The 24,882-nt window shown below is 59.7% G+C and carries 15 protein-coding genes; 11 read left to right on the top strand and 4 right to left on the bottom strand.

Going from position 1 to position 24,882, the window contains the following annotated elements; all coding sequences use genetic code 11:
• Positions 1 to 11: 11 nt before the first annotated feature.
• Positions 12 to 12,974: a non-ribosomal peptide synthetase gene (locus D3Z90_RS18645; protein ID WP_136477412.1), complete on the bottom strand. Its 12,963-nt coding sequence runs from the start codon at positions 12,972 to 12,974 to the stop codon at positions 12 to 14.
• Between the two features lie 336 nt (positions 12,975 to 13,310).
• Here D3Z90_RS18645 and D3Z90_RS18650 point away from each other — a divergent pair, with 336 nt between their 5' ends.
• On the top strand, positions 13,311 to 13,841 hold the full coding sequence (locus D3Z90_RS18650) for an RNA polymerase factor sigma-70 (protein WP_136477413.1): 531 nt from the start codon (positions 13,311 to 13,313) through the stop codon (positions 13,839 to 13,841).
• Between the two features lie 65 nt (positions 13,842 to 13,906).
• On the opposite strand, the gene D3Z90_RS18655 is transcribed toward D3Z90_RS18650, so the two are convergent.
• Together D3Z90_RS18655 and D3Z90_RS18660 are read right to left on the bottom strand one after the other, a co-directional pair.
• Positions 13,907 to 14,917 (bottom strand): GNAT family N-acetyltransferase, encoded by a 1,011-nt coding sequence (locus tag D3Z90_RS18655; RefSeq protein WP_136477414.1) that lies wholly within the window; start codon positions 14,915 to 14,917, stop codon positions 13,907 to 13,909.
• Between the two features lie 59 nt (positions 14,918 to 14,976).
• Positions 14,977 to 15,780: an ABC transporter substrate-binding protein gene (locus tag D3Z90_RS18660; protein ID WP_136477415.1), complete on the bottom strand. Its 804-nt coding sequence runs from the start codon at positions 15,778 to 15,780 to the stop codon at positions 14,977 to 14,979.
• A gap of 169 nt (positions 15,781 to 15,949) precedes the next feature.
• Here D3Z90_RS18660 and D3Z90_RS18665 point away from each other — a divergent pair, with 169 nt between their 5' ends.
• On the top strand, positions 15,950 to 16,501 hold the full coding sequence (locus D3Z90_RS18665; protein ID WP_136477416.1) for an exonuclease domain-containing protein: 552 nt from the start codon (positions 15,950 to 15,952) through the stop codon (positions 16,499 to 16,501).
• A 70-nt stretch (positions 16,502 to 16,571) separates the two neighbouring features.
• Positions 16,572 to 16,856, top strand: coding sequence for a pyrimidine/purine nucleoside phosphorylase (locus D3Z90_RS18670; protein WP_136477417.1), 285 nt, complete (start codon positions 16,572 to 16,574; stop codon positions 16,854 to 16,856).
• 106 nt (positions 16,857 to 16,962) lie between these two features.
• On the opposite strand, the gene D3Z90_RS18675 is transcribed toward D3Z90_RS18670, so the two are convergent.
• Positions 16,963 to 17,664: an alpha/beta family hydrolase gene (locus D3Z90_RS18675; protein WP_136477418.1), complete on the bottom strand. Its 702-nt coding sequence runs from the start codon at positions 17,662 to 17,664 to the stop codon at positions 16,963 to 16,965.
• Between the two features lie 49 nt (positions 17,665 to 17,713).
• Here D3Z90_RS18675 and ccoN (D3Z90_RS18680) point away from each other — a divergent pair, with 49 nt between their 5' ends.
• The 8 genes from ccoN (D3Z90_RS18680) (at position 17,714) to ccoP (D3Z90_RS18715) (ending at position 24,622) form a co-directional block, all read left to right on the top strand.
• Complete coding sequence (gene ccoN / locus D3Z90_RS18680; protein ID WP_136477419.1) at positions 17,714 to 19,138, top strand: cytochrome-c oxidase, cbb3-type subunit I; 1,425 nt, start codon at positions 17,714 to 17,716, stop codon at positions 19,136 to 19,138.
• A gap of 10 nt (positions 19,139 to 19,148) precedes the next feature.
• Positions 19,149 to 19,757, top strand: coding sequence for a cytochrome-c oxidase, cbb3-type subunit II (ccoO, locus tag D3Z90_RS18685; RefSeq protein WP_136477420.1), 609 nt, complete (start codon positions 19,149 to 19,151; stop codon positions 19,755 to 19,757).
• Between the two features lie 5 nt (positions 19,758 to 19,762).
• Positions 19,763 to 19,960 carry a CcoQ/FixQ family Cbb3-type cytochrome c oxidase assembly chaperone gene (locus tag D3Z90_RS18690; RefSeq protein WP_136477421.1) on the top strand — a complete coding sequence of 66 codons (198 nt, stop codon included), beginning with the start codon at positions 19,763 to 19,765 and terminating at the stop codon, positions 19,958 to 19,960.
• Positions 19,957 to 20,904, top strand: a complete 948-nt coding sequence (ccoP, locus tag D3Z90_RS18695; protein ID WP_136477422.1) for a cytochrome-c oxidase, cbb3-type subunit III — start codon at positions 19,957 to 19,959, stop codon at positions 20,902 to 20,904. The genes D3Z90_RS18690 and ccoP (D3Z90_RS18695) overlap by 4 nt, the downstream gene beginning before the upstream one ends.
• A 487-nt stretch (positions 20,905 to 21,391) precedes the next feature.
• Positions 21,392 to 22,834 carry a cytochrome-c oxidase, cbb3-type subunit I gene (ccoN, locus tag D3Z90_RS18700; protein ID WP_136477423.1) on the top strand — a complete coding sequence of 481 codons (1,443 nt, stop codon included), beginning with the start codon at positions 21,392 to 21,394 and terminating at the stop codon, positions 22,832 to 22,834.
• On the top strand, positions 22,834 to 23,442 hold the full coding sequence (gene ccoO, locus D3Z90_RS18705) for a cytochrome-c oxidase, cbb3-type subunit II (protein ID WP_136477424.1): 609 nt from the start codon (positions 22,834 to 22,836) through the stop codon (positions 23,440 to 23,442). The genes ccoN (D3Z90_RS18700) and ccoO (D3Z90_RS18705) overlap by 1 nt, the downstream gene beginning before the upstream one ends.
• Before the next feature lie 5 nt (positions 23,443 to 23,447).
• Positions 23,448 to 23,645 carry a CcoQ/FixQ family Cbb3-type cytochrome c oxidase assembly chaperone gene (locus tag D3Z90_RS18710; RefSeq protein WP_010225992.1) on the top strand — a complete coding sequence of 66 codons (198 nt, stop codon included), beginning with the start codon at positions 23,448 to 23,450 and terminating at the stop codon, positions 23,643 to 23,645.
• Positions 23,642 to 24,622, top strand: coding sequence for a cytochrome-c oxidase, cbb3-type subunit III (gene ccoP, locus D3Z90_RS18715; RefSeq protein WP_136477425.1), 981 nt, complete (start codon positions 23,642 to 23,644; stop codon positions 24,620 to 24,622). Before D3Z90_RS18710 ends, ccoP (D3Z90_RS18715) begins: the two co-directional genes overlap by 4 nt.
• Positions 24,623 to 24,882 lie beyond the last annotated feature (260 nt).

Consider the following 24,882-nt stretch of genomic DNA (forward strand, 5'->3'; position numbering starts at 1 on the left):
GTTTTCAGCCCTTACAACGATTCCAGCGCCGCCATCAGATCACTCAAACGGTCGACCTTGTCATCGCTCAGCTCACTGCCCTTGAGACCGTCGACATAGATGGCCAACTCCTCGACCGAGCTGCACTCGAACATCGCCCGCAATGGCACATTTAGCTGCAATGTCTTCTGCACCCGTGAGGCGATCTGAGTCGCCAGCAGGGAATGGCCGCCCAACTCGAAGAAGTTGTCGCGCACACCCACCCTTTCAACCTTGAGTATGTCGGCCCAGATCAGCGCCAGGGTTTGTTCCAGCTCGCTGCGCGGCGCCAGGTAGTCCTGACGCTGCTGAGTTGCAAAATCGATACTCGGCAGTGCCTTGCGATCGAGCTTGCCGTTGGCATTGAGCGGTAGCTGTTTGAGCCAGGCCCAGTGCAATGGAACCATGTACTCAGGCAGCTCGGCGCGCAGACGTTGCTTGATCCGTTCCAGCACTGCCGCAAGGTAGGCGCCTGCATCGCTGGCCACCAGATAACCCACCAGGTGCTTGCCGTTGACGCCCTCCTGCACACCCACGGCGGCGTCGCGAATCTCGGCCTGCTCATGCAGACGCGCCTCGATTTCACCCAGCTCAATGCGATAGCCGCGAATCTTCACCTGGTGGTCGATACGCCCCACATACTCGAGCACGCCATCCACGCGTCGACGCGCCAGGTCGCCAGTGCGGTACAAACGCTCCCCAGGCGCGCCGAAGGGGTGTGGAATAAACGCCTGGGCCGTGCGCAGCGGATCACTGACATAGCCTCGACCGACGCCGGTACCTGCCACGCACAACTCACCTACCGCCCCCATAGGCACCAGAGCCTGATCGTCATCCAACAGGTACAAACGGTTATTGTCGGTCGGTGTACCAATAGGCAAGTAGCTGCCACGGGTCGAATCAGCATCGACGCGGAAAAAGGCGACATCATCCGAGCACTCCGCCGGGCCATAGGCGTTGACCAGCGCAACCTGCGGGTAACGCTGCAGCCATTGCCAGGCCAGCTCCGGCGGCATCGCTTCTCCAGTCGGCAGCATCCAGCGCAGGCTGTCCAGTTGCCGATGTTCGTTGGCGAGCATGCCCTGAATCAGCGACGGTACGCTTTCCAGCACCGTAATGCCGCTGGCCTGGACATGCTCAAGCAGGCCTTGTGGATCGTGGGCAATGGCGTTGGGCACAATCGCCACCTGCGCGCCGAACAGCGGTGCGGCAAGGAACTGCCAGACCGAGATATCGAAACTCTGCGAGGCGGTCTGGGCAATCACATCCTGCTGGTCCAATTGCAGGTACGGCACCTTGCTCAGTTGGTTGTTGAGCATGCCGCGCTGCTCGACCATCACACCCTTGGGCAAGCCGGTAGAACCGGAGGTGTAGATCACATATGCAAGGTTGTCCGGAGCACTATAGATACCCGGATCGAAATCCCTCCCTTGCGTGCTCTGCACATGCTCCCAGATCAACAATTTCGGACGCCCCGCACACCCCAGTTCATCCAGTAGCGCTCGCCCTTGCTCGGCACAGGCCTGGGTACACACCAGCACCGGCGTGTGACTGAGTTCGACGATGCGTTGCAGGCGTGCCGTCGGCAGGCCGGGGTCCAGAGGCAAGTAACCGGCACCGGCCTTGAAGCTCCCGATGATCATGCCCAGCAATGACAAATCACGTTCTGCCAACAGCGCCACCGGTTGGTCCAGCGTCACCCCAGCTGCAACCAACGCATGCCCGAGACGATTGGCTTGCTGATTGAGTTGAGCATAGCTGAGCGTCGCCTCGAGACAGCGGGCCGCCGTACGCTGCGGATGGGCCGCAACCCTGGCTTCGAACAACGCCACATAACTCTGCTCCAGGGGGTAGGCCTGTTCGCTGCGGTTGCACTCATCGAGCAAAAAGCGCCGTTCGTGCTCACCGAGCAATGGCAGCTCGCTGATGTCGGCGAACAAACCGTCGGCCAGGGCCAGCAGCAGACGCTTGAACTCGGCCAGCATGCGTTCGACCGTCGCGGTATCGAAATAGCGCTGATCGAACGACAGGTGCAGGCCCAGGTCATCACCCGGGTAACAAACCGCAGTCAGTGGGAAGTTGGTGTGAGTACGGCCCGAGTCGGAACTGGCATTCAGGCTTTGCGCCCGATCCAGCACCGAGACTTCTACGGGCGCGTTCTCGAACACAAAAAGGCTATCGAACAACGGCTGTCCTTTCGGTAGCTCGCTGCACTCTTGAATGCTCACCAATGGCAGGTATTCATACTCGCGCAATTGCATGTTGTGTTCGAGCAAGCCCTTGAGCCAATGCAGCACGCTGCAACGCTCACCCGCCGCTGGCAACTTCACGCGCAAGGCGATGCTGTTGATAAACAACCCTACCGTGCGCTGCATCTGCGGCATGCTGACCGGACGACCGGCCACGGTGACCCCGAACAGTACATCACGCTCGCCACTGTAGCGGCTCAATACCAGCGCCCAGGCCGCCTGGGCGAACGTATTAATGGTCAGTTGATGGGCCTGGGCCAGCTCCCGCAGGCGCGCGCCGTCGGCTGCATCCAGGCGGGTGTAACAATCGCCGACGATCATCCCGGCATTTTCGACACCGTGATCCCGAAGCAGGGGACGATCACTCGGCACCGCCGTGCTGCGTTCGAAGCCCTGGAGGTTTTCCCGCCACCACTGGCGCGCTTCATCCAGATTCTGATGCTGCAGCCAGCCGATGTAGTCGCGGTAACGCGGCGGTACTGCCAGTTGAGCTTCGCGGCCCTCGCCCAGGGCCATATACAGCTCGAAGAAATCATTCATTAACAGCGAGCGGCACCAGGCATCGATGAGAATGTGGTGGTTGCTCATCATGAACCAGTACCGGTCTGCACCCACGCGGATCAGACGCAAGTGGAACGGTGCCTGCTGCAGCAGATCGAAACCTGCTTCGCGCTCCTGCTTATGCAAAGCCTGCAAGCGCGCTTCCTGTTCGTCATCGCCAAGGTCGGCCCAGTCTTGATAATCGAGCGCTGTAGTGCCTGGTTTATGAATGATCTGCAACATGGCTTCGCCAGCATTCCAACTGAACGACGCACGTAGCGCTTCATGACGCCCGACCACGGCCCGCCAGGCCTGGGCAAAGCGCTGCGGATCCAGGGCACTGTTGATCCGGTAGCGGTCCTGCATGTAGTAAATGCCAGTACCGGGTTCAAGCAGGGTGTGCAGCAGCAAACCCTCCTGCATCGGCGTCAGTGGGTACACATCTTCGATGTGTGCCGCCGGCACGGGCAGGTTGTCGATCTGCTCTTGGGACAGTTGCGCAAGCGGGAAGTCCGAAGGCGTGAAGCTTCCGTTGTTATCGTCCAGGCAATGTTCAATCAGAGCAAGCAGTTGCACTTTGTAAGCCTGGGCGAGATGTTCGATGGTGTGCTCGTCGTAGCGCTCGCCACTGAAGGTCCAGCGCAGTTGTAGCTCACCCCCGTACACCTGACCATCGACACTCATCCAGTTAGGCAGTGGCGCGTCCAGGTCATGGGCCTCGCCGACCGATTCATCCACTGGCAGGAACAGGGCATCACCCTGGAACTGCTGGTCGAACTGGCCGAGGTAATTGAAGGTGATCCGCGCCTGTGGCAAAGCGGCCATGCTTTCGCGTACCGACGGATCGCCCAGGTAGCGCAGCACGCCATAGCCCAGGCCCTTGTGTGGCACCTGGCGCAATTGCTCCTTGATGGCCTTGATCGAGGCCCCCTGCCCAGCTTCTCCTTCAGCCGTCGAAGGGCTCAGGCTCAAGGGATAAGCGCTGGTGAACCAACCTACACTGCGGGTCAGATCCATGTCGTCGAACAGGTGTTCGCGGCCATGGCCTTCAAGCTGCACCAGCACCGACGGCTGACCGCTCCAACGGCACAATACCTGTGCCAGTGCCGTCAGCAGCAGGTCATTGACCTGGGTATGGTAGGCCGCCGGTGCGTCCTTGAGCAGTTGTCGGGTCTGGTTCGAATCCAGGCGCACATTGAGGTTACGCGCCTGCTTGTGCAGGTTCGCTCCTTGCGGATGATCGCATGGTAGCTCCTGGTGAGCCGCGCCCAGTTGGCTTTGCCACCAGCGTTGTTCGTCACGCAGCGAGTCACTGCTGGCGTACGCCTGCAGACGCGCGGCCCAATCGCTCATGGCGCGAGTCTTGGCCGCCAACGTCTGTGCGCGGTACAGCGCTTGCAAATCTTCCAGCAGCACCCGCCACGACACACCGTCGACCACCAGGTGATGTATTGCCAGCAACAAACGCTGTTCGCCGCTGCTGTCTTCAACCAGCAAGGCCCTCAGCAGCGGCCCGTTGCCCAGGTCGAGACTGCGCTGCACATCACTGTACAACGCCTGGCACTCGGTAAAACTGCTCACCGACACCTGCCAGAGCAATTCGCGACTGCCGCCCAGCACATATTCGCCCTGCCACTGGCCATCCTGCACAGTAAAGCGCAGGCGCAATGCGTCGTGATGCTCGACCAGTCGCTGCAAGGCCTGCTCCAACACCCTGGCTACTAAGCGCTCGGTCGGAGCCAGCAGTACAGCCTGATTCCAGTGCTGTGGTTGCACTACATCGCTGTCGAAGAACCAGTGTTGAATGGGTGTCAACGCAGCACGGCCGCTCAACGGGCCTTGATCAACCTGACTGTCGTCACTGCACCGAACCACGGAGGCCAAGGTCTGGACCGTCTGGTGCTGGAACAGGTCACGCGGGGTGAATTGCAGCCCCAACTGGCGAGCGCGACTAACCACCTGGATCGACAGGATAGAATCACCACCTAGCTCGAAGAAATTGTCCTGCAGGCCAACGCGCTGCACATTCAGGACATCCTGCCAGAGATTGGCCAATTGCTGCTCCAGCGCGCTGCGCGGTGCCTGGTAATGTTCATGAGCGTGTTCCAGATGCGCTGGCGGCAGTGCGCCTCGGTCGAGTTTGCCATTGCCCATCAAGGGCATTTGCTCAAGCAACATCAGGTGGGTTGGCACCATATAGTCCGGCAGGTGCGAACGTAGATGTGCCTTGAGTGCATCACGCAGTGCAACCTGAGTGGCGGTATCGGCGAGCGCCTGATCACAGACCAGATAAGCAGCCAGTTGCTTGCCTGCGGCCGTGTCCAGCGCCAGCACCACTGCCTCGCGGATTGCCGGGTACTCCAGCAGTCGCGTTTCGATTTCGCCCAGTTCGATGCGGAAACCGCGAATTTTCACCTGATGGTCGATACGACCCATGTACTCGACCAGTCCATCGGGACGTTGGCGAACCAGATCGCCAGTACGGTACAGACGCCCACCGTCAGCGGCGAAGGGGTTGGCGACAAAGCGTTCTGCGCTCAGCCCCGGGCGCTCGTGGTACCCCTGGGCCAGGCCGGCGCCACCGACATACAGCTCACCAATGCCGCCCTGGGGCAGCAAGGCCAGATCGGCATCGAGAATGTACGCCACCCGGGCACCGACCACGCGACCAATCGGCACACTAGCGAGGCCGGCTTGCAACTGATCAGGTGCCAGGCATGCCAGGGGCATGACTACGGTTTCGGTTGGCCCGTAGGCGTTGAAGAACTGCTGTGGCGCAAACGCCTGGCGAATCCGCTGCAGGTGCTCGCCGGTCAGCGCTTCGCCACCGGTGATGCACATGCGCACCGGCAAGGTTTCGTTGCGACTGGCCAGCCACTGCGCCAGTTGACTGCCGTAGCTTGGGGTAAGACCAAGAATCGATACCTGTTGCTCACGAATCAACGTGCAGATCTCTTGCGCGTCCCACTGCCCCTGCGCCCGCAATACCACCCGCGCACCGCACAACAATGGCACCAGCAGGCGCTCCGTGGCAGCGTCGAAGTTGATTGAATAGAAGTGCAGTTCGCAGTCATCGCTGCGCATCCCGAAGTCGTTGATCACCGCTTGGCAATGCATGGCGATTTCACCCCGGCTGACGACCACCCCCTTGGGCTTGCCGGTGGAACCTGAGGTGTATATCAGGTAAGCCTGATGCCCCGGCAGGCTGGTAGCGCGCAGCGGCTCGCGGCTGACCTCTGCCAGGCTTGCCACGTCATCTTCCAGGCACCAGCAGACAAGATCAGCGGACAGTTCGCCCAATGCCTCGAAAAGACTGCGCTGGCCCAGCAATATGCTGATGCCGCTGTCTTCGATCATGTAGAGCAAACGTTCCCGCGGGTACTCCGGGTCCAGCGGCACATAGGCCCCACCGGCCTTGAGAATCGCCAGGAGGCCCACCACCATCTCCAGTGAGCGCTCCAGTGCCAGGCCGACTCGCACCTGCGCGCCGACACCACGCTCGCGCAGTACACGGGCCAACTGATTGGATCGGGCGTCCAGCTCAGCGTAACTCAAATGCTCGCCGGCAAAAGTCAGGGCAATCGCTTGCGGTTCCCGCAACGCCTGGGCGCTGAACAAGCCTTCGATGGTCTGGCCGAGGTCTGCCTCAAGGTCCCCTTCAAGGCTTGCTCGCAAGGCGCGTTGCTCGCCGCTGGCCAGCATCGGCAATTCGCACAGATATTGCTCTGGGTTATCAAGCATTGCCGCCAGCAGGTTCTGCCAATGCTCAGCCATCATGGCGATCCGTGGCTCGTCAAACAGGTCGCAGCTGTAGGTCAGGCAGCAGCCCAGACGTCGGTCCAGGTCGGTGACTTCGAGGTTGAGATCGAACTTGGTCGCCCGGGCATCGTTGACCAGGTAATCCACCTGCATGCCCGACAATTGCCGGTGCTGTTGAAACTCCCAGCGCTGAACGTTGCACATCACCTGGAACAATGGGTTATAAGCAGTACTGCGTGCAGGCTGTAGTGCTTCGACCAGTTGATCGAAGGGCAAGTCCTGATGTGACTGACCTTCGATCACCGTCTGGCGCACCTGGTCGATCAGCTCGCTGACGCGCATGTGCCCATCGAGCTGGCAACGCAATACCTGGGTATTAAGGAAGGCGCCGATCAGCCCTTCGCTTTCCGGGCGAATACGGTTGGCCACCGGCGCACCGATACGCAGGTCATGCTGGGCACTGTAGCGATAGAGCAGCACCGCCAAGGTCGCAGTCATGGTCATGAACAGCGTCAAGCCGCGCTCAGCATTGAACTGACGTACCTGCGCGGCCAGTTGCGGACTCAAGTCAAAGCGATACAGCTCACCACGGTGGCTCTGCACCGCAGGCCGAGGGCGGTCGCTGGGGAGTTCCAACACCGGATGCTCTGCACCCAGCTTGGCCTTCCAGTAATCAAGCTGACGTTGCCCCTCCCCACCTTCCAGCCATTGGCGCTGCCAGACGCTGTAGTCCAGATATTGCACCGGCAAAGCCTGCAACGGCGACTCGCGCTCATCGACATACGCCTCATACAGCTCACCCAGTTCGCGGGCAAAGATGTCCATGGCCCAGCCTTCGGTCACGATGTGATGCAGGGTCAACACAAAGTAGTGCTCTTGCTCACCGGTCTTGGCCAGGCACGCTCGCAGCAGCGGGCCGCGCTCCAGATCGAACGGCTGGTGCGCCTGCTGGTCGGCGAATACCTGTAGAAGCGATTCACGCTGTGCCGGGTTGTGGGCCGAGAAATCCTGCCAGTCCATGTGCAGTTGACTGTCGCGGTGCACACACTGGTACGGCACCCCGTCGATGCTCGGAAAGGTGGTGCGCAGGGTCTCATGGCGTACGATCAAGGACTGCAGCGCCTGCTCGAAGCGGCTGACATCCAGCACACCACGCAACCGTGCCATGCCGCCAACGTTGTAGGCTGGGCTGTCTGGCTCCATCTGCCAGAGGAACCACATGCGCTGCTGGGAGTACGACAGTGGTACCGCCTGGTGACGATCGACGCGAGCAATTGCGCCTTGCAGGTTGTGTGAGCCGCTGCATTGGATGGCCTCGACTTCGCGCACGAATGCGCGCAGTTGACTGGCCTCGAACAGCACCCGCAACGGTACCTCGACGTTGCAGGCCTGACGCGTGCGGGAAACGATCTGGGTAGCCAGCAACGAGTGCCCACCCAGGGCAAAGAAGTCGTCCTGCAGACCGATCTGCTGCAACCCCAATACTTCACGCCAGATCGCGGCTATCTGTTGTTCCAGTGCAGTACTCGGTTCGATGTGCTCGCCGGTGGTCCAGACCGGCTCCGGCAGCGCCTTGCGCTCGACCTTGCCACTCGGGCCAAGGGGCATCTGGGGGATGTGCATCAGCAACGCAGGAACCATGTAGGACGGCAGTTGTTGGATCAATGCAGTCATCAGCCCGGCGTTGTTTTCACTGCCATTGTAGTAGCCCACCAATTGCGCGCCAGCCGTGGTCTGGCGAATCACAACCACGGCCTGGTCCACTCCCGACTGGTTCAACAGACAGGCCTCGACTTCTTCAGGCTCTACGCGAAAGCCGCGCAGTTTCACTTGCTGATCCAGCCGACCCAGGTACTCCAGGGCGCCCAGTGACCCCACCCAACGTGCCCGGTCGCCGCTGCGGTAGAGGCGCTGACCATCGCCATCTGGTTGCGGCACGAAACGCTCGGCGGTGAGCCCAGGCCTTGCAAGATAACCTCGCGCCAGCCCCGCCCCGCCCAGGTACAACTCGCCTGGCACACCGACGGCGCTAAGTTGCAGTTGTTCATCCAGCACCCGGCACACGACGTTGGCCAGCGGCCGCCCGATCGGTGAGCGCGCACCATCGGCTTGATTGCAGCGCCAATGAGTAACGTTGATCGCCGTTTCGGTCGGGCCATAGCGGTTATCCAGCGCCACCTCTGGCAACACCTGCAGCACGCGGTCACGCAGGGCGCCAGACAGCGCCTCACCACCGGAGAATAATCGACGCAGGCTAGTGCAGGCGGCCGCCAGCGGTTCTTGAATGAACACCTGCAGCAAAGCGGGAACGAAGTGCAAAGTCGTCACGCCATGCTCACGCACCAAGGCAGCGATCCGCTGCGGGTCACGGTGTTCGCCGGGACCTGCCAGCACTAGCCGGCAGCCATTGATCAGTGGCCAGAAACATTCCCACACCGACACATCAAAACTGATGGGGGCTTTCTGCATCAGCACATCGGTTTCATCCAACCCATAGCGTTGCTGCATCCATTGCAGGCGTTCAGCCAATGCTGCATGGGTGTTGCCCACGCCCTTGGGCTGCCCGGTGGAGCCTGAGGTATAAATCACATAGGCGAGGTTCTCGGCATGCAGGTGCAGGCCCGGGGGCTGGCTCGGCCAGCTGTCGAGCTTGAGCTGATCCATGGCGAGGGTGCTGACGCCTGCTACGTGCGGCAAGCGTTCCAGCATATCGCTATGACTGAGCAACAATCCGGCGCCGCAGTCGGCCAGCATGTAGGCCAGACGCTCCGGTGGGTAGTCGACATCCAGCGGCACGTAGGCACCGCCCGCCTTGATAATGGCCAGGATACCAATGAGCAATTGCGGCGAACGCTCAGCCGCAATCGCCACACACACATCCGGACCGACCCCCTTGTCGCGCAGATAATGCGCCAGCCTGTTGGCCTGCTGATGCAGGCTGGCGTAGTCGAGACTGCCGCCGTCCCACACCAGGGCAACGCGCTGCGGTGTCGTGCGGGCTTGCTCGTTGAGCTGTTCCACCACCCACTGTTGTGCCGCCGGAGCCGGAGCCTGCCCCCACTGCAGAAGCTGCTCGCGACCTTGGACATCGAGCAACTGCACGTCACCAATGCTCAGCCTCGGCGCTGCGCACACTTGTTCCAGCAAGCTGATCAGGTGCGCTGCCAGACGCTGCACGCTGTCAGCATCGAACAACTCACTGGCATAGTCGAAGGACAGCGACAGGCGCCCCTGGTGATCTTCCTCGCTGTGCAACTGCAGGTCGAACTTGGCCTCGCGGCTGTGCCATGGCAACTCTTCGGCGAGCAGGCCCGGCAGGCGTCGCAACGCGCCGAGGTCACGTTGCTGATGGTTGAACATGACTTGGAACAAACCCTGCTCGCGCGCCTCGGGAAAGGCTGCGAGCAGTTGCTCGAACGGCAGGTCCTGATGGGCCTGAGCCTGCACGGTGGCCTCACGCACCTGGGCCAGCAGTTCGGCAAAAGGCATGCACGAATTCAGCTCGGCCCGCAGTACCTGGGTATTGATGAAAAAGCCCACCAGGCACTGGGTTTCCAGCCGCGCCCGGTTGGCGTTGGGCACCCCGACGCGAATATCGCACTGTCCGCTGTAGCGATGCAGCAGGCTCTGGAAACCGGCCAGCAAGATCATGAACAGCGTGCTGTCATGCTGGCGGGCGGTAGTGCGCAGTGCCTCACTTAACGTCGCTGGCACGCGCAGGCTCAGGCGCGCGGCCAACTTGCGCTGTTGGTTGGAGCGGGGATGATCGATGGGCAGATCGAGCACAGGCGGCTCACCACCTAACTGAGCTGTCCAATAGTTCAATTGCCGCGCCGCCTCGCCCTCGACCAGCCACTGTCGTTGCCAATTGCCATAGTCGAGATAATCCAGGGCCAGCGCAGGCAGCTCAGCTTGCTGCCCCTGGCTGTGAGCGGCATACAGTCGCGAAAACTCGTCGATGAGAATGTTCATCGACCAGCCATCGGCAACTATATGGTGCAGGGTGACCCACAGTTGATGTTCCTCATCTGCCAGACGCACCAGGGTCACTCGCAGCAACGGACCGGCTTGCAGATCGAACGGCTGCTGCGCTTCGGCTTCGCGCCGAGTCATGACAGGGTCGAGCTCAAGCTCGCTCAGGTCCAGATGCTGCACCTCGAGTGTAAGCATCGGCAACACCTGCTGCAGCGCCTGCCCATCGACCTCGCTGAATACGGTGCGCAGCGACTCGTGCCGCTCGACCAGCGACTGGAAGCTCGACTGCACAGCGGCATGATCAAGTTCACCGCGCAGTCGCAGGGTTCCGGGTATGTTATAGGCGGCGCTGTGCTTATCCAGTTGCCAGAGCAGCCACATACGATGTTGCGCCAGAGACTGCGGCCACGCCTGGTGCCGGTCGAGACGCTCGATGGCGTCATGCGCCGCGCCCCCCTGCTGTTGCAGTGCCGCCACAGCGCTGCTGAAGGTATCCAGCTGCGGGCACTCGAACAGCAACCGCACGCTCAGTTGCAAACCCAGTTCATCCGCCAGGCGCGCAGTCAGCTGAGTGGCGGAAATCGAGTTGCCGCCGAGCAGAAAGAAGTGATCATCCTGCGCCACCTGTTCAATGCCCAGCTGTTCGCACCATGCCCGTGCGATCAGGCCGTGCAGCCTGGTCCCATGCATGCTTTGGTCAAGCGCCGGCGCATGCTGCGCTTCAGGGAAGCGCGCATAACAATCCAGACTGCCGTCGTCCATTCGCACGCGACAAGCCGAGCGCTGCAGCTTCCCGCTGGAAGTCTTGGGCAACGCGCCAGGATTGAGCAGCAAGACCACTGCCGGGGCTTGCTGACAGGCGTCGGCGATCACTTGGCGCAGGGCCTTGATCAAGCGCTGCGCCGAGATGGTCTTTTGCACATTGCGACTGACTTCGACTGCAACACCGATACCTTCCTCACCCAGGTTGTCGACGGCAAACACGGCCACTCGCCCCTTGCGCAATACCTGCACTTCCCGCTCCAGCGTTTTTTCCAGATCCTGCGGGTAGAGGTTGTGCCCTCGCACAATCAACAGGTCCTTGAGGCGGCCGGTTACGAACAGCTCGCCCTCACGCAGAAAACCCAGGTCGCCGGTACGCAACCAGGTATGCCCACCTTGCTCGACAAAGGTACGCGCCGTCGCTTGTGGGTTGCGCCAGTAGCCGGTGGCAATGCTCGGGCCACGGGCCCAGATCTCGCCAACGCGGTTGTCGTCCAGCACCGTGAGCTGGTGTGGATCGACGATCTGCACATCATGCTCCGGCTGGCTGCGCCCACAGCTCATCTGCACTATGTCGTTGCCAGGCTCGGCACAGTTGCGCGCCAGCGCCGTGGCATCCAGGCTCACCGCGCCAACTCCCTGGCCACGAGTACTGCCACTGACAAACAGCGTCGCCTCAGCCAGGCCATAGCTGGCAAAGAAGCTCTGGGCATTGAAGCCACAGCTGGCAAATTTTTCGGCAAACGCCTGCAGGCTGTCCTGGCGGATCGGTTCGGACCCGGAGTACGCCACCCGCCAGCGACTGAGGTCAAGATTGGCCAGGGCTGCATCACTGACACGCTCGCTGCACAGGCGATAGGCGAAATCGGGTCCGCCACTGATGGTGCCGCCATGATCACTGATCGCCTGCAGCCAGCGTTGCGGCCGAGCAAGGAAATAGGTTGGCGCCATCAATACACAAGGCACCCCACTGAAGATGGGCTGCAGCAAGCCACCGATCAGGCCCATGTCGTGGTACAGCGGCAACCAACTGACGATGACATCATCAGGGTTGAGATCGATACCAAAGCCCTGACGGATCAGTACCTCGTTTGCCACCAGGTTGCCATGACTGACCTGCACACCCTTGGGCAAAGCCGTAGAGCCTGAGGTGTACTGCAGGAAAGCGATGTCGTGAGCCTGCAGCGCTGGTGCTTGCCAGGCGTCGGCGAGGCTTCCCGACAACTGATCGGTTGCCAGCAACTGCGGTGCTGTTGCCTCACTCAACACTTCCAGTGCCTGCAGGCTGTCATGCAAGGCGCTGGAGGTCAGCAGCAGGCGCGGCTGTGCATCGGCAATTATCGACAGCAGGCGCTCCTGGTGATGACGGCGCGAAGACTCCGGCGGATAAGCCGGCACCGCGATCACTCCGGCATACAGGCAACCGAAAAAAGCCGCCACGTAATCCGGGCCGCTGGGAAACAACAGCACAGCGCGGTCACCGAAGTCGGTACGTGCCTGCAGTGCTGCGGCGATGGTTCGGGCACGCAAGTCCAGCTCCCGATAATCCAGCACGGCCTCCTGTTGCGGGTCGTCGGCAAGAAAGCGCAGGGCGATTCGCTGCGGCGTTTGCGCAGCGCGCTGTGCCAATGCCTGGACCAGCGTAACCGGAAGTTCGAAGGCGTCCGTCATGGGAGGTTCCTGCCAGAGTCTATGCGTTAAATCAGGGCTCGGTAGTGATGCGTACCGGCTCAGCGGTAGCACCAAGCGCTTGCCGAGCGCCCAGGGATGTACACAGAGGAACGGATGGCCTGGGCAAATAATTAGCGACTGAGAGCTTTGCGTTCAGGGGCTTGGGCGAGGAGTTTTTGAAGCCAATCACACTTTGCGGCTTATAACCAAAATACCCGCGTATACATTACTTTTCTCATTTGACAATAATTATCATTAAGAATAATTTGTCGCACGTCGTAGGAAGCCTCCCCAACAGGAGCGCTCCCCCTCCCTCTTAGAGCTAAGGTGATTTCCATGGCGGAACAACAATCCACAAGTAAGTGCGATTCACCGTTACTCCAGGCGTTTGTCGACAACCGCAGTATTCTGGTCAAGATCGCCGCTCGCATCACCGGCTGCCGCTCACGCGCTGAAGACGTGGTGCAGGACGCCTTCTTCCGGCTCAGTTCAGCCCCGCCGATTACTTCCTCGTTCAAGGCCCAACTGAGTTACTTGTTCCAGATCGTGCGTAACCTGGCGATCGATCACTATCGCAAGCAGTCCATGGAGCTCAGGTATTCCGGCAGCGAAGAAGAGGGCCTGAATGTGGTGATCCAGGGTGCCTCGCCCGAAGCCACGCACATGAATTTCGCCACCTTGGAAAACATTGCCGATGCACTGAACGAACTACCAGAACGTACTCGTTACGCGTTTGAAATGTACCGCCTGCATGGGGTGGCGCAAAAGGATATTGCCAAGGAGTTGGGCGTCTCCCCAACCCTGGTCAACTTCATGATTCGCGACGCCCTGGTACATTGCCGCAAAGTGTCCAATCGGCGGACCTGAGCGGCAAACTGCAAGCGTTAAGCTGCAAGTTGGTGGTGGTCAACGCGCAGCTTGAAACTTGAAGTTTAAAGTTCGCAACTCTCGAAGAATTGCTCTCGCCCTAGCACCATCAGTGCCGCGCGCTTGTGCGGGAAATCGAATTCTTTTTCACGGTAAAAACGCCGCGCTTGCATGTAGCCGATCATCTTGCTGTTGTCGGCACGCGGCTCGGCTACCACTCGCTGCGTCCGCGGGTCATCCAGAAACAAGTAGTGCACCAATGCGGCCATCCAGCTCGCCACTTTGTGCGGGCCACGGTGATGTTCCTCACCTACAAGCATGTGAATGCCTCGATCGTAATCATCAACAGCATAAAACGGCGCGATACGATCCTCCTTGGCCCAATAGGCCTCGAAATAGGCAAATGGCTGATCGTCGAAACAACCTATCAAGGTCAGGCTGTGCGGATCGACTTGCAACTTGTTCAGGTACGCGCGGTGCTGTTCAAGACTGCCGCCTTCCTGCCAGAAATTCAAAACCCGTGGATTGTTCTGCCAGCGATTGAAGCGCTCCAGGTCGGTATCGATGTCCACGGTGCGCAATGACACCCAGGCGCCCAGACGTGGATCGAATCGCCGGTACACCTCCCCGTGCGGTTTGGGTGCGCGGCGCGGGTGCCGCTTGCCCTCGGTGAGCTGCATCTGCTGTGGGTACACGCCGTTCGCAGTGCGCGTGAGCCAAGGATGCGGCAGCTGCCAGAACTGCATCCTTTCACAGCTGTATGCACCCGCCCGGGCTTGAGTTATCAACAAGCCGTCTGCCAACGCTTCAACAGGCTCGGCACTCAAATACCAGGTCAAACGCTGGCAATCGGGATCGCGGGCGAACAACCAGTAGCAGGCCGCCCACAGCGCTTGCTGGCGCCGCTCTTGATCACACTGCTCAAGATGAATGTCGAAACTGTCGCCGCGCACCAATCGCACGCGTATCAGAGCGCGCCCCTCAAGTTCAAGGCTCAGGCGACCGTCGCTTTCATCGGCCTCCAGGCTGTGCCAGCGGGGTAATGACAGCGTTTGCGAAGCAAGGTCGAAGGGCATGGTCTGGGCTCGAAAAGGAAAGTGGCTTAACCTTCAGAACGTAGCCAGGGTGCGCAAATTTAGTTAGCCAGGGGCGAGGTAACGCCGATGCGATAGGGCTGGAAAATGCGCAACAATTCACCATTGTCGTACAGCTTTTGCAGCAACGCAGCGAATCGCGCTCCATTGATCGGCGCACCGGGACGTAACAAGGCGTAATGACGGTAAACCTGATCCACCCGCTCAGAGGTCAGCAATTGTCCAACGCTGCCTGGATTACGCTTGAGAAAATCGCTGAGGTAGGAGCGAGTCACCAAGGCAACATCTGCCCGGCCGCGCTGAACCATCAGCAGGTTGCTGTCGTGGGAATAGGTCAGCGTTGCATTGTAACGTTCGGCCAAGTACTGCGGATCGGGATTGAAATCAGCGAAGGAATAGTGATAACCGTTGTACAGGGCCAGACGCTTGCCCGTGAGATCGGAAAAATAGCGCTCATCACGGTCGGCTTGAACATGAGTGACGAATATCTCGGCGTCTTCAAGTCCCATGTCGACTGCTTCGTGGTCGATGTCCTGCCAACCCCATTCGGGGTTCTCGAAAATCGCCATATCGGTACGCCCCTGGCGAAAATCGCCAAATCGGCGCGGTATGGAAGTAGGCACCAAAATGAAGTGGTAACGCTGCTGAGCGTTGTTCAACGCGTCGATCAGCTGTGGCAACAGTCCGGTATCTGCCCCCTTTTCGGGGCGCATGGTATAGGGCGGGAAATGCGCAGCGCCGACTTTGACCTCGACGACCTCGATTGCCTGTGCCAACGGCGCCAGCCACAGCGTGGCGAGCATCAACAGCAAGGACATGACCTGCGGCATGGGCGTTGGAGTCAAAGCAACACACTCTTTACGGGTTCTAACCGGAATCAACCTAAGCTAGGCGTTTTCCCGGCGCTGCACAACCTTCGATTGCGCCAAATGGCGCTTACAGGCAATTCGCCAGGGGATACCGCCCACGCTGAAGTTTGGCTACGCTCTAACAACTCTTGGAATGGAGCCTACTATGGGGCATTGGCTGGTGATCGATCTGGAAGCAACCACAGATGACGGAGGTTGGCCGGTCACAGATATGGAAGTTATCGAAATTGGCGCAACCCTGGTCAACCGACAGGGTCGGGAAATCGATCATTTCCAGCGTTTCGTCAAACCACGGCGACGTCCGCAGCTTACCCCCTTCTGCCGCGAGCTTACCCACATCGGCCAAGCGAGCGTTGATACAGCAGCCTCGTTCACAGAGGTCTGGACGCAGTTCGAGCGCTGGATCGGCCACCATCAAAAGCATCTGCAAGCCTGGGTCAGCTGGGGCGACTATGACCGCCAGCAACTTGTCCAGGAGTGGCAGCTGCATCAGATGCACAGCCTGCTTGCCGACCTGCCACATATCAACCTCAAACAGCGCTTCGCCAAGGCTCGCCAACTCCAGCGCCCGCTAGGCCTGAACGGTGCGCTGCAGCTGGCCGGCCTGCAGTTTAGCGGGCAGCAACATCGGGCCCTGGAAGACGCGCGCAACACCGCACGTTTGTTACCGTTGAGCCTGCCGGCCAGCGGCGCCTGAAAGCGGATGACGGCGCCAGATGCCTTGGGCATACTGGCCAGCCTTTTCAGCCCCTTTTCAGGAGTCGCCCATGTTTAAGGTCAACGAGTACTTTGATGGCACGGTCAAATCGATTGCATTCGAAAGCGCCGAAGGTCCAGCCACTGTCGGCGTAATGGCCCCTGGCGAGTACGAATTCGGCACCGCGCAGCGCGAGATCATGCATGTGGTTTCCGGCGCACTGACCGTAAAACTGCCTGACAGCGACAACTGGGAAACCTTTTCTGCAGGCAGCCAGTTCAACGTGCCAGCCAACAGCAAGTTCCAACTGAAGGTCGCTGTGGATACCGCTTACCTTTGCGAGTACCGCGGCTGAGACGCTAGTCGAGGGAAGCGGGCGGGCGCGGCAATCTGCCATAAAGCGCTCGTTCCGCACCCAGGATTATCGCCAGGTGAAGCCCGCTGCCACGGAACGTGCGCCATTAGGGCTCTGATTTACTCACGAACGCCATAATGTTCTGCGCTGCCGTCGCCAGATGAGCGCTGTGGGTAAATCCTGACGCCTTCAACGGTTTCAGGTCGTGATCCCCCGTTTCCAGCCAAGCTATTTGTATTGCCGGTGACAGTGCATAGCCCTCCACTGCCTGCCGATTTCCCAAGGCATCCCGCTCACCCTGAACGATCAGCGTCGGGGTCTTCAATTCAGCCAAATGCGCCACCCGTGGTTTTTCCGGCTTGCCAGCGGCATAGAACGGATAACCCAGGCATACCAGCGCATCGGCAGCCAACTCATCAGCCAGCAAGCTGGCCATGCGCCCGCCCATGGACTTACCGCCAATGGCCAACGTCCCAGTGACCAATGGTCGCACGTGCTGATACACCTCGCGCCAACACTCCAGCAGTTTAGCCTGCGGATTAGGAGGCCTTTTGCCACCATCCAGGCGCCGCTGTGCCATGTAGGGAAACTCGAAACGCACTACCCCCAGCCCTTGTGCAGCCAGCCTTTGCGCAATTTCTTCCATGAACTCGCTGTCCATTGGCGCGCCCGCGCCATGCGCCAGAATCAGACACCCTGCATGCTCGCCATCCCCCTGATTTTGCGGGGCATTCCAGCGCCACCCGCGACTTTCGATCAGCCGTGCCCATTGATCCCCGTCAATACCGGCCACTTGCCCATTACTCATGCTTGCCTCGCTATTTAGCCTGCCTATAACCGTGGATGGGAACCCATACATGAACACAACCAGCAGTACCGCCTACAACTACAAGGTGGTCCGCCAATTCGCCATTATGACGGTGGTGTGGGGAATCGTCGGGATGGGGCTCGGCGTTTTTCTTGCCGCGCAACTCGTCTGGCCTTCACTCAACTTCGACCTCCCCTGGACCAGCTTTGGGCGCTTGCGTCCACTGCACACCAACGCAGTGATCTTCGCCTTTGGCGGTTGCGCACTGTTTGCCGCGTCCTATTACTCGGTCCAGCGTACCTGCCAGACCACCCTGTTCTCTCCACGCCTTGCCGCTTTTACCTTCTGGGCCTGGCAATTGGTGATCGTACTGGCGGCAGTCAGCTTGCCTCTGGGCTTCACCAGCTCCAAGGAGTATGCCGAACTGGAATGGCCGATCGATATCCTGATCACCATTGTCTGGGTCGCTTACGCCGTGGTGTTCTTCGGCACCCTGATGAAGCGCACCACCAAGCACATCTATGTGGGTAACTGGTTCTTCGGTGCATTCATCATCACCGTTGCGATCCTGCACATCGTCAACAACATGGAAATTCCGGTCAGCCTGACCAAGTCCTACTCACTGTACGGCGGCGCAACCGACGCCATGGTGCAATGGTGGTACGGCCACAACGCCGTAGGCTTCTTCCTGACCGCAGGCTTCCTGGGGATGATGTACTACTTCGTGCCTAAACAGGCCGAACGTCCGGTGTACTCCTATCGCCTGTCCATTGTGCACTTCTGGGCACTGATCACCCTGTACATCTGGGCCGGCCCTCACCACCTGCATTACACCGCACTCCCAGACTGGGCCCAATCACTGGGCATGGTCATGTCGCTGATCCTCCTGGCACCAAGCTGGGGCGGCATGATCAACGGCATGATGACCCTCTCGGGCGCATGGCATAAGCTGCGCAGCGACCCAATCCTGCGTTTCCTCGTGGTCTCGCTGGCGTTCTACGGCATGTCGACCTTCGAAGGTCCGATGATGGCGATCAAGACCGTCAACGCCCTGTCCCACTACACCGACTGGACCATCGGCCACGTACACGCCGGCGCTCTTGGCTGGGTAGCGATGATTTCGATCGGTGCGCTGTACCACATGATTCCGAAAGTCTTCGGTCGCGAGCAAATGTACAGCCTGGGGCTGATCAACGCTCACTTCTGGCTGGCCACCATCGGCACTGTGCTCTACATCGCCTCGATGTGGGTCAACGGTATCGCCCAGGGCCTGATGTGGCGCGCAGTCAACGCCGACGGCACCCTGACCTACTCCTTCGTCGAAACCCTGGTAGCTAGCCACCCTGGCTTCATCGTGCGCTTTGTCGGCGGGGCGATCTTCCTGACCGGTATGTTCCTGATGGCCTGGAACACCTGGCGCACCGTGCGTTCCCCAGTGGCCGCGACCGCCCCTGCCACCGCGCAGCTGGCCTGAGGAGATCCAGATGAAACACGAAGTCATTGAGAAAAACGTCTTCCTGCTGGTGCTGTTGATGGTCTTTGCCGTCAGCATCGGCGGACTGACCCAGATCGTCCCGCTGTTTTTCCAGGACGTCACCAACAAGCCGGTGGAAGGCATGAAGCCTTATACCGCGCTGCAACTGGAAGGGCGTGACATCTACATCCGTGAAGGCTGTGTGCAGTGCCACTCGCAGATGATTCGTCCGTTCCGTGCCGAGACCGAACGCTACGGCCACTATTCGGTAGCCGGTGAAAGCGTTTGGGACCACCCGTTCCTGTGGGGTTCCAAACGTACCGGTCCGGACCTGGCCCGTGTCGGCGGTCGCTACTCCGATGACTGGCACCGTGCGCACTTGTACAACCCGCGCAACGTCGTGCCTGAGTCGAAGATGCCTGCCTACCCATGGCTGGTGGCCGCTCCAGTCGACAGCAGCCACACCGAAACCAAGTTGCGCACCATGCGCACCCTGGGCGTGCCTTACACCGATGCGGATATCAGCGGTGCAGTGGAGTCGATCAAGGGCAAGACCGAAATGGATGCCTTGGTCGCCTACCTGCAGGTGCTCGGCACCGCGATCAAGAACAAGAGGTAAGCGCCATGGACTTCACACTGGATATAGGCCAACTGCGCGGCCTGGGCACCCTGCTGGTGGCCATCGCCTTCATCGGCCTGTCGCTGTGGGTGTTCAACGGTCGGCGCGACCGCGAGTTTGCCGAAGCAAGCTTGCTGCCGTTTGCCGATGATCGCCTAGTACCTGCCGCCAACGAACCCGCATCGAGGAGTAACGGGCAATGACCACCTTCTGGAGTGCGTACATCTGCGTACTGACCATTGGCAGCCTGATCGGCTTGACCTGGCTGCTGCTGGCCACGCGCAAGGGTGAAAAACCCGGAGCTGGCGACCAGACCATGGGTCACAGCTTCGACGGCATCGAGGAATACGACAACCCGCTGCCCAAGTGGTGGTTCTGGCTGTTCGTTGGCACCCTGGTGTTCTCGGTCGGCTACCTGATCCTTTATCCGGGCCTGGGCAACTGGAAAGGCATCCTGCCGGGTTATCAAAACGGCTGGACCCAGGTCAATGAATGGCAGAAGGAAATGGACAAGGCTGACGCCAAGTTCGGGCCGATCTTCGCTAAATTTGCTGCCATGCCGGTGGAAGAAGTAGCGAAAGACCCGCAAGCGCTGAAAATGGGCGGCCGTCTGTTTGCGTCCAACTGCTCGGTCTGCCACGGTTCCGATGCCAAGGGCGCCTATGGCTTCCCCAACCTCACCGACAAAGATTGGCGCTGGGGCGGCGAGCCTGAAACCATCAAGCAGTCGATCATGGGCGGCCGTCACGGCGTAATGCCGGCCTGGGCCGAGGTAATTGGTGAGCAAGGTGTTGCCGATGTTGCCGCATTTGTCTTGACCAAGCTTGATGGACGGCAGTTGCCTGAGGGCACCAAGGCCGATGCCAGCAACGGTGAGAAACTCTTCGCAACCACCTGCGTGGCCTGCCACGGCCCGGAAGGCAAAGGTATGCCAGCGATGGGTGCACCTGATCTGACTCACCCTCAGGCTTTCATTTACGGCTCAAGTTTTGCCCAACTGCAACAGACCATTCGTTATGGTCGCCAGGGGCAAATGCCTGCACAGGAAGCCATTCAGGGCAATGACAAAGTCCACCTGCTGGCGGCCTATGTCTACAGCCTGTCCCAGGATGAGCCCGCGCAAAGCAACGACCTTTCTGCCAAGTAAAATCCTCGCGTAACTGAGCCTTGACTCAACCCGCCGCATTCCATTGAATGCGGCGGTTCCGTTTACGCCTTGCGACCAAGTGTCGCACCTCCCCCGCCACCCCACCTTGCACCTGCTCTGATCGGAACTAAGCTTGTTGCCACGGCAACCGCCACCAGGGGCCTGTTAATTCCCTTGCCCGACTGTGGCTATTGAAGAATGCGTGAAAAGGTAGATGGGACCGGCTCGACCTCTTCATCTCGTCTTCTTTGCAGGAAAAAAAGATCACAGCAAGCTTGACCGATTGGACAAGAAAACATTAACAACGGTACACATATCAACAAGATAATTGTGTACACTTTGCTCGCCGAAAGCGCTCGGAACAGCGTCGGAGCGGGCTTTGGCAGAGGTCGGCAGTGCAGCCATCGCGTTGCAATAACCACACGGTTTATACATACTTGCGCCGATTTTTTAACCTACAAAAACACCCAAACCGTGGAACCTTAGAATGAGCACAGCAATCAGTCCGACTGCTTATAACTATAAGGTCGTCCGCCAGTTCGCCATCATGACGGTGGTCTGGGGGATCCTTGGCATGGGGCTTGGAGTCTTCATCGCCTCGCAACTGGTATGGCCCCAGCTGAACCTGGACCTGCCATGGACGAGCTTTGGACGCCTTCGCCCACTGCACACCAACCTGGTGATTTTCGCCTTCGGTGGCTGTGCGCTGTTTGCCACCTCCTACTATGTCGTGCAGCGTACCTGCCAGGCGCGACTGATCTCCGATAGCCTTGCGGCCTTCACCTTCTGGGGTTGGCAAGCGGTCATCGTGGGTGCGCTCATCACCTTGCCCCTGGGTTACACCACGACCAAGGAATACGCAGAGCTGGAATGGCCGATCGCCATTTTGCTTGCCATTGTCTGGGTCACCTACGGTGTGGTGTTCTTCGGTACCATCGTCAAGCGCAAGACCAAGCACATCTATGTCGGTAACTGGTTCTACGGTGCGTTCATCGTGGTTACCGCGATGCTGCATATCGTCAACCACGCATCCCTGCCGGTCACCCTGTTCAAGTCCTACTCGGCTTATTCGGGCGCAACCGATGCAATGATTCAATGGTGGTACGGCCACAACGCGGTGGGCTTCTTCCTGACCACCGGCTTCCTCGGCATGATGTACTACTTCGTACCCAAGCAGGCCGAGCGTCCGATCTACTCCTATCGCCTGTCGATCGTGCACTTCTGGGCACTGATCACTCTGTACATCTGGGCCGGTCCTCACCACCTGCACTACACCGCGCTGCCAGATTGGGCGCAGTCGCTGGGCATGGCGATGTCGATCATCCTCCTGGCACCAAGCTGGGGCGGCATGATCAACGGCATGATGACCCTGTCAGGCGCCTGGCATAAGCTGCGCACCGACCCGATCCTGCGCTTCCTCGTGGTTTCCCTGGCGTTCTACGGCATGTCGACCTTCGAAGGTCCGATGATGGCAATCAAGACCGTCAACTCGCTGTCGCACTACACCGACTGGACCGTAGGTCACGTACACGCCGGCGCTCTTGGTTGGGTGGCGATGATTTCGATCGGTGCGCTGTACCACATGATCCCGAAAGTCTACGGTCGCGAGCAGATGCACAGCATCGGCCTGATCAACGCGCACTTCTGGCTGGCTACCATCGGTACCGTGCTGTACATCTCCTCGATGTGGGTAAACGGCATCACCCAGGGCCTGATGTGGCGTGCAATCAACGACGACGGCACCCTCACCTATTCCTTCGTTGAAGCCCTGCAGGCCAGCCATCCAGGCTTTATCGTCCGCGCCCTGGGCGGTGCGTTCTTCGCCTCCGGCATGCTGCTGATGGCCTACAACGTGTTCCGCACCGTCCGTGCCTCGAAGCCGGCCGAAGCTGAAGCTGCTGCACAGATCGCTGTAGTTGGAGCCCACTGATGAAGCACGAAGTAGTCGAGAAGAATATCGGCCTGCTGGCCTTCTTCATGGTCATTGCCGTCAGCATTGGCGGCCTGACCCAGATCGTCCCACTGTTTTTCCAGGACGTTACCAACAAGCCGGTCGAGGGCATGAAGCCACGCACCGCACTGGAACTGGAAGGCCGTGACATTTACATCCGCGAAGGCTGTGTACAGTGCCACTCGCAGATGATTCGTCCGTTCCGTGCCGAAACCGAACGCTACGGCCACTACTCGGTAGCCGGTGAAAGCGTCTGGGACCACCCGTTCCTGTGGGGTTCCAAGCGTACCGGTCCGGACCTGGCCCGTGTCGGCGGTCGCTACTCCGATGACTGGCACCGTGCGCACTTGTACAACCCGCGCAACGTCGTGCCTGAGTCGAAGATGCCTGCCTATCCATGGTTGGTAGAGAACAAGCTCGACGGCAAAGACACGATCAAGAAGATGGAAGTCTTGCGCACCCTAGGCACGCCGTACACCGATGAAGACATCGCCGGTGCCCGCGACGCAGTCAAGGGCAAGACTGAAATGGACGCTCTGGTGGCCTACCTGCAGGGCCTGGGCACCATCATCAAAAGCAAACGGTGATATTGATGGATATCGGGATGATTCGTGGCCTGGGCACCGTCGTGGTGATGGTGGCCTTTATCGGCCTGGCGTTGTGGGTGTTCAGTTCTCGACGCAAGTCTGAGTTCGACGAAGCGACCATGCTGCCCTTCGCGGATGATCCCGAAGCCAGCAAGCACGTCGAGCAAGCGCAAGCGAAAGCGTCTAGGAGTAACAACGAATGACTACCTTCTGGAGTCTGTACGTCACCGTTTTGAGTCTGGGCACCATTTTTGCCCTGACCTGGCTGCTGCTGTCCACCCGCAAGGGCCAACGCAGCGATATCACCGATGAAACCGTCGGCCATGTCTATGACGGTATCGAGGAGTACGACAACCCGCTGCCGCAGTGGTGGTTCTGGTTGTTCGTCGGCACTATCGTTTTCGCGCTGGGCTATCTGGTGCTGTACCCGGGCCTGGGCAACTGGAAAGGTGTATTGCCGGGCTACCAGTACGTAGATAACGAGAAAAAGACCGAATTCGCCAACGGTCAGCCAGGCTGGACCGGTGTTCACGAATGGGAAAAGGAAATGGCCCGCTCGGACGCCAAGTTTGGTCCGATCTTCGCCAAGTTTGCCTCGATGCCAATTGAAGAAGTCGCCAAGGACCCACAAGCCTTGAAGATGGGCGGCCGCTTGTTTGCCTCCAACTGCTCGGTTTGCCACGGCTCCGACGCCAAGGGTTCCTACGGCTTCCCTAACCTGACCGACAATGACTGGCGCTGGGGCGGCGAGCCCGAGACCATCAAGGCCACCATCATGGGCGGTCGTCATGGCGTAATGCCGGCTTGGTCGGAAGTCATTGGTGAGCAAGGCGTTGCCGACGTTGCCGCGTTTGTACTGACCAACCTCGATGGCCGCAAGCTGCCAGAGGGTGCAAAAGCTGACGTAGCCAATGGCCAGAAGATCTTCGCTGCCAACTGCGTGGCTTGCCACGGCCCAGAAGGCAAAGGTACTCCAGCGATGGGCGCGCCTAACCTGACTCACCCGCAAGCCTTCATCTACGGTTCAAGCTTCGCCCAACTGCAGCAGACCATCCGTTACGGCCGCCAGGGCCAGATGCCTGCACAGGAAGCGATTCAGGGTAACGACAAGGTCCACCTGCTGGCCGCCTATGTCTACAGCCTGTCACACCAGGCTGAAAAGACTGCCGACGCGAAGTAATTCGTACGGCAAGCCCGAAGCCCTGCACGTGCAAACGGCGGGGCTTTTTTTATAGCAACTGAGGCGGTCGTAAGCCCGCGCGCCGTGGGCTTGACCCAGATCAATTGACACACCCACTACACTAAACATCAGGCAAACCCAACGCGGCTAAAGGTCGCAGCCATGCCCCATACTGCCACTACAGGCGTATCATCCGGTCTAGAGCAGCATAAACTTCTGACTGCGGTCGGCACGCACTGATCGCGGCGTAATTCCACTGC

Source organism: Pseudomonas sp. DG56-2 (assembly GCF_004803755.1).
Taxonomy (GTDB): domain Bacteria; phylum Pseudomonadota; class Gammaproteobacteria; order Pseudomonadales; family Pseudomonadaceae; genus Aquipseudomonas; species Aquipseudomonas auratipiscis.

Bases quoted from the DNA above. Each gene is read 5' to 3' on its own strand.
- D3Z90_RS18645 (WP_136477412.1), bottom strand. From the start codon at position 12,974: ATGACGGACGCCTTCGAACTTCCGGTTACGCTGGTCCAGGCATTGGCA.
- D3Z90_RS18650 (WP_136477413.1), top strand. From the start codon at position 13,311: ATGGCGGAACAACAATCCACAAGTAAGTGCGATTCACCGTTACTCCAG.
- D3Z90_RS18655 (WP_136477414.1), bottom strand. From the start codon at position 14,917: ATGCCCTTCGACCTTGCTTCGCAAACGCTGTCATTACCCCGCTGGCAC.
- D3Z90_RS18665 (WP_136477416.1), top strand. From the start codon at position 15,950: ATGGGGCATTGGCTGGTGATCGATCTGGAAGCAACCACAGATGACGGA.
- D3Z90_RS18670 (WP_136477417.1), top strand. From the start codon at position 16,572: ATGTTTAAGGTCAACGAGTACTTTGATGGCACGGTCAAATCGATTGCA.
- D3Z90_RS18675 (WP_136477418.1), bottom strand. From the start codon at position 17,664: ATGAGTAATGGGCAAGTGGCCGGTATTGACGGGGATCAATGGGCACGG.
- ccoN (WP_136477419.1), top strand. From the start codon at position 17,714: ATGAACACAACCAGCAGTACCGCCTACAACTACAAGGTGGTCCGCCAA.
- ccoO (WP_136477420.1), top strand. From the start codon at position 19,149: ATGAAACACGAAGTCATTGAGAAAAACGTCTTCCTGCTGGTGCTGTTG.
- D3Z90_RS18690 (WP_136477421.1), top strand. From the start codon at position 19,763: ATGGACTTCACACTGGATATAGGCCAACTGCGCGGCCTGGGCACCCTG.
- ccoP (WP_136477422.1), top strand. From the start codon at position 19,957: ATGACCACCTTCTGGAGTGCGTACATCTGCGTACTGACCATTGGCAGC.
- ccoN (WP_136477423.1), top strand. From the start codon at position 21,392: ATGAGCACAGCAATCAGTCCGACTGCTTATAACTATAAGGTCGTCCGC.
- ccoO (WP_136477424.1), top strand. From the start codon at position 22,834: ATGAAGCACGAAGTAGTCGAGAAGAATATCGGCCTGCTGGCCTTCTTC.
- D3Z90_RS18710 (WP_010225992.1), top strand. From the start codon at position 23,448: ATGGATATCGGGATGATTCGTGGCCTGGGCACCGTCGTGGTGATGGTG.
- ccoP (WP_136477425.1), top strand. From the start codon at position 23,642: ATGACTACCTTCTGGAGTCTGTACGTCACCGTTTTGAGTCTGGGCACC.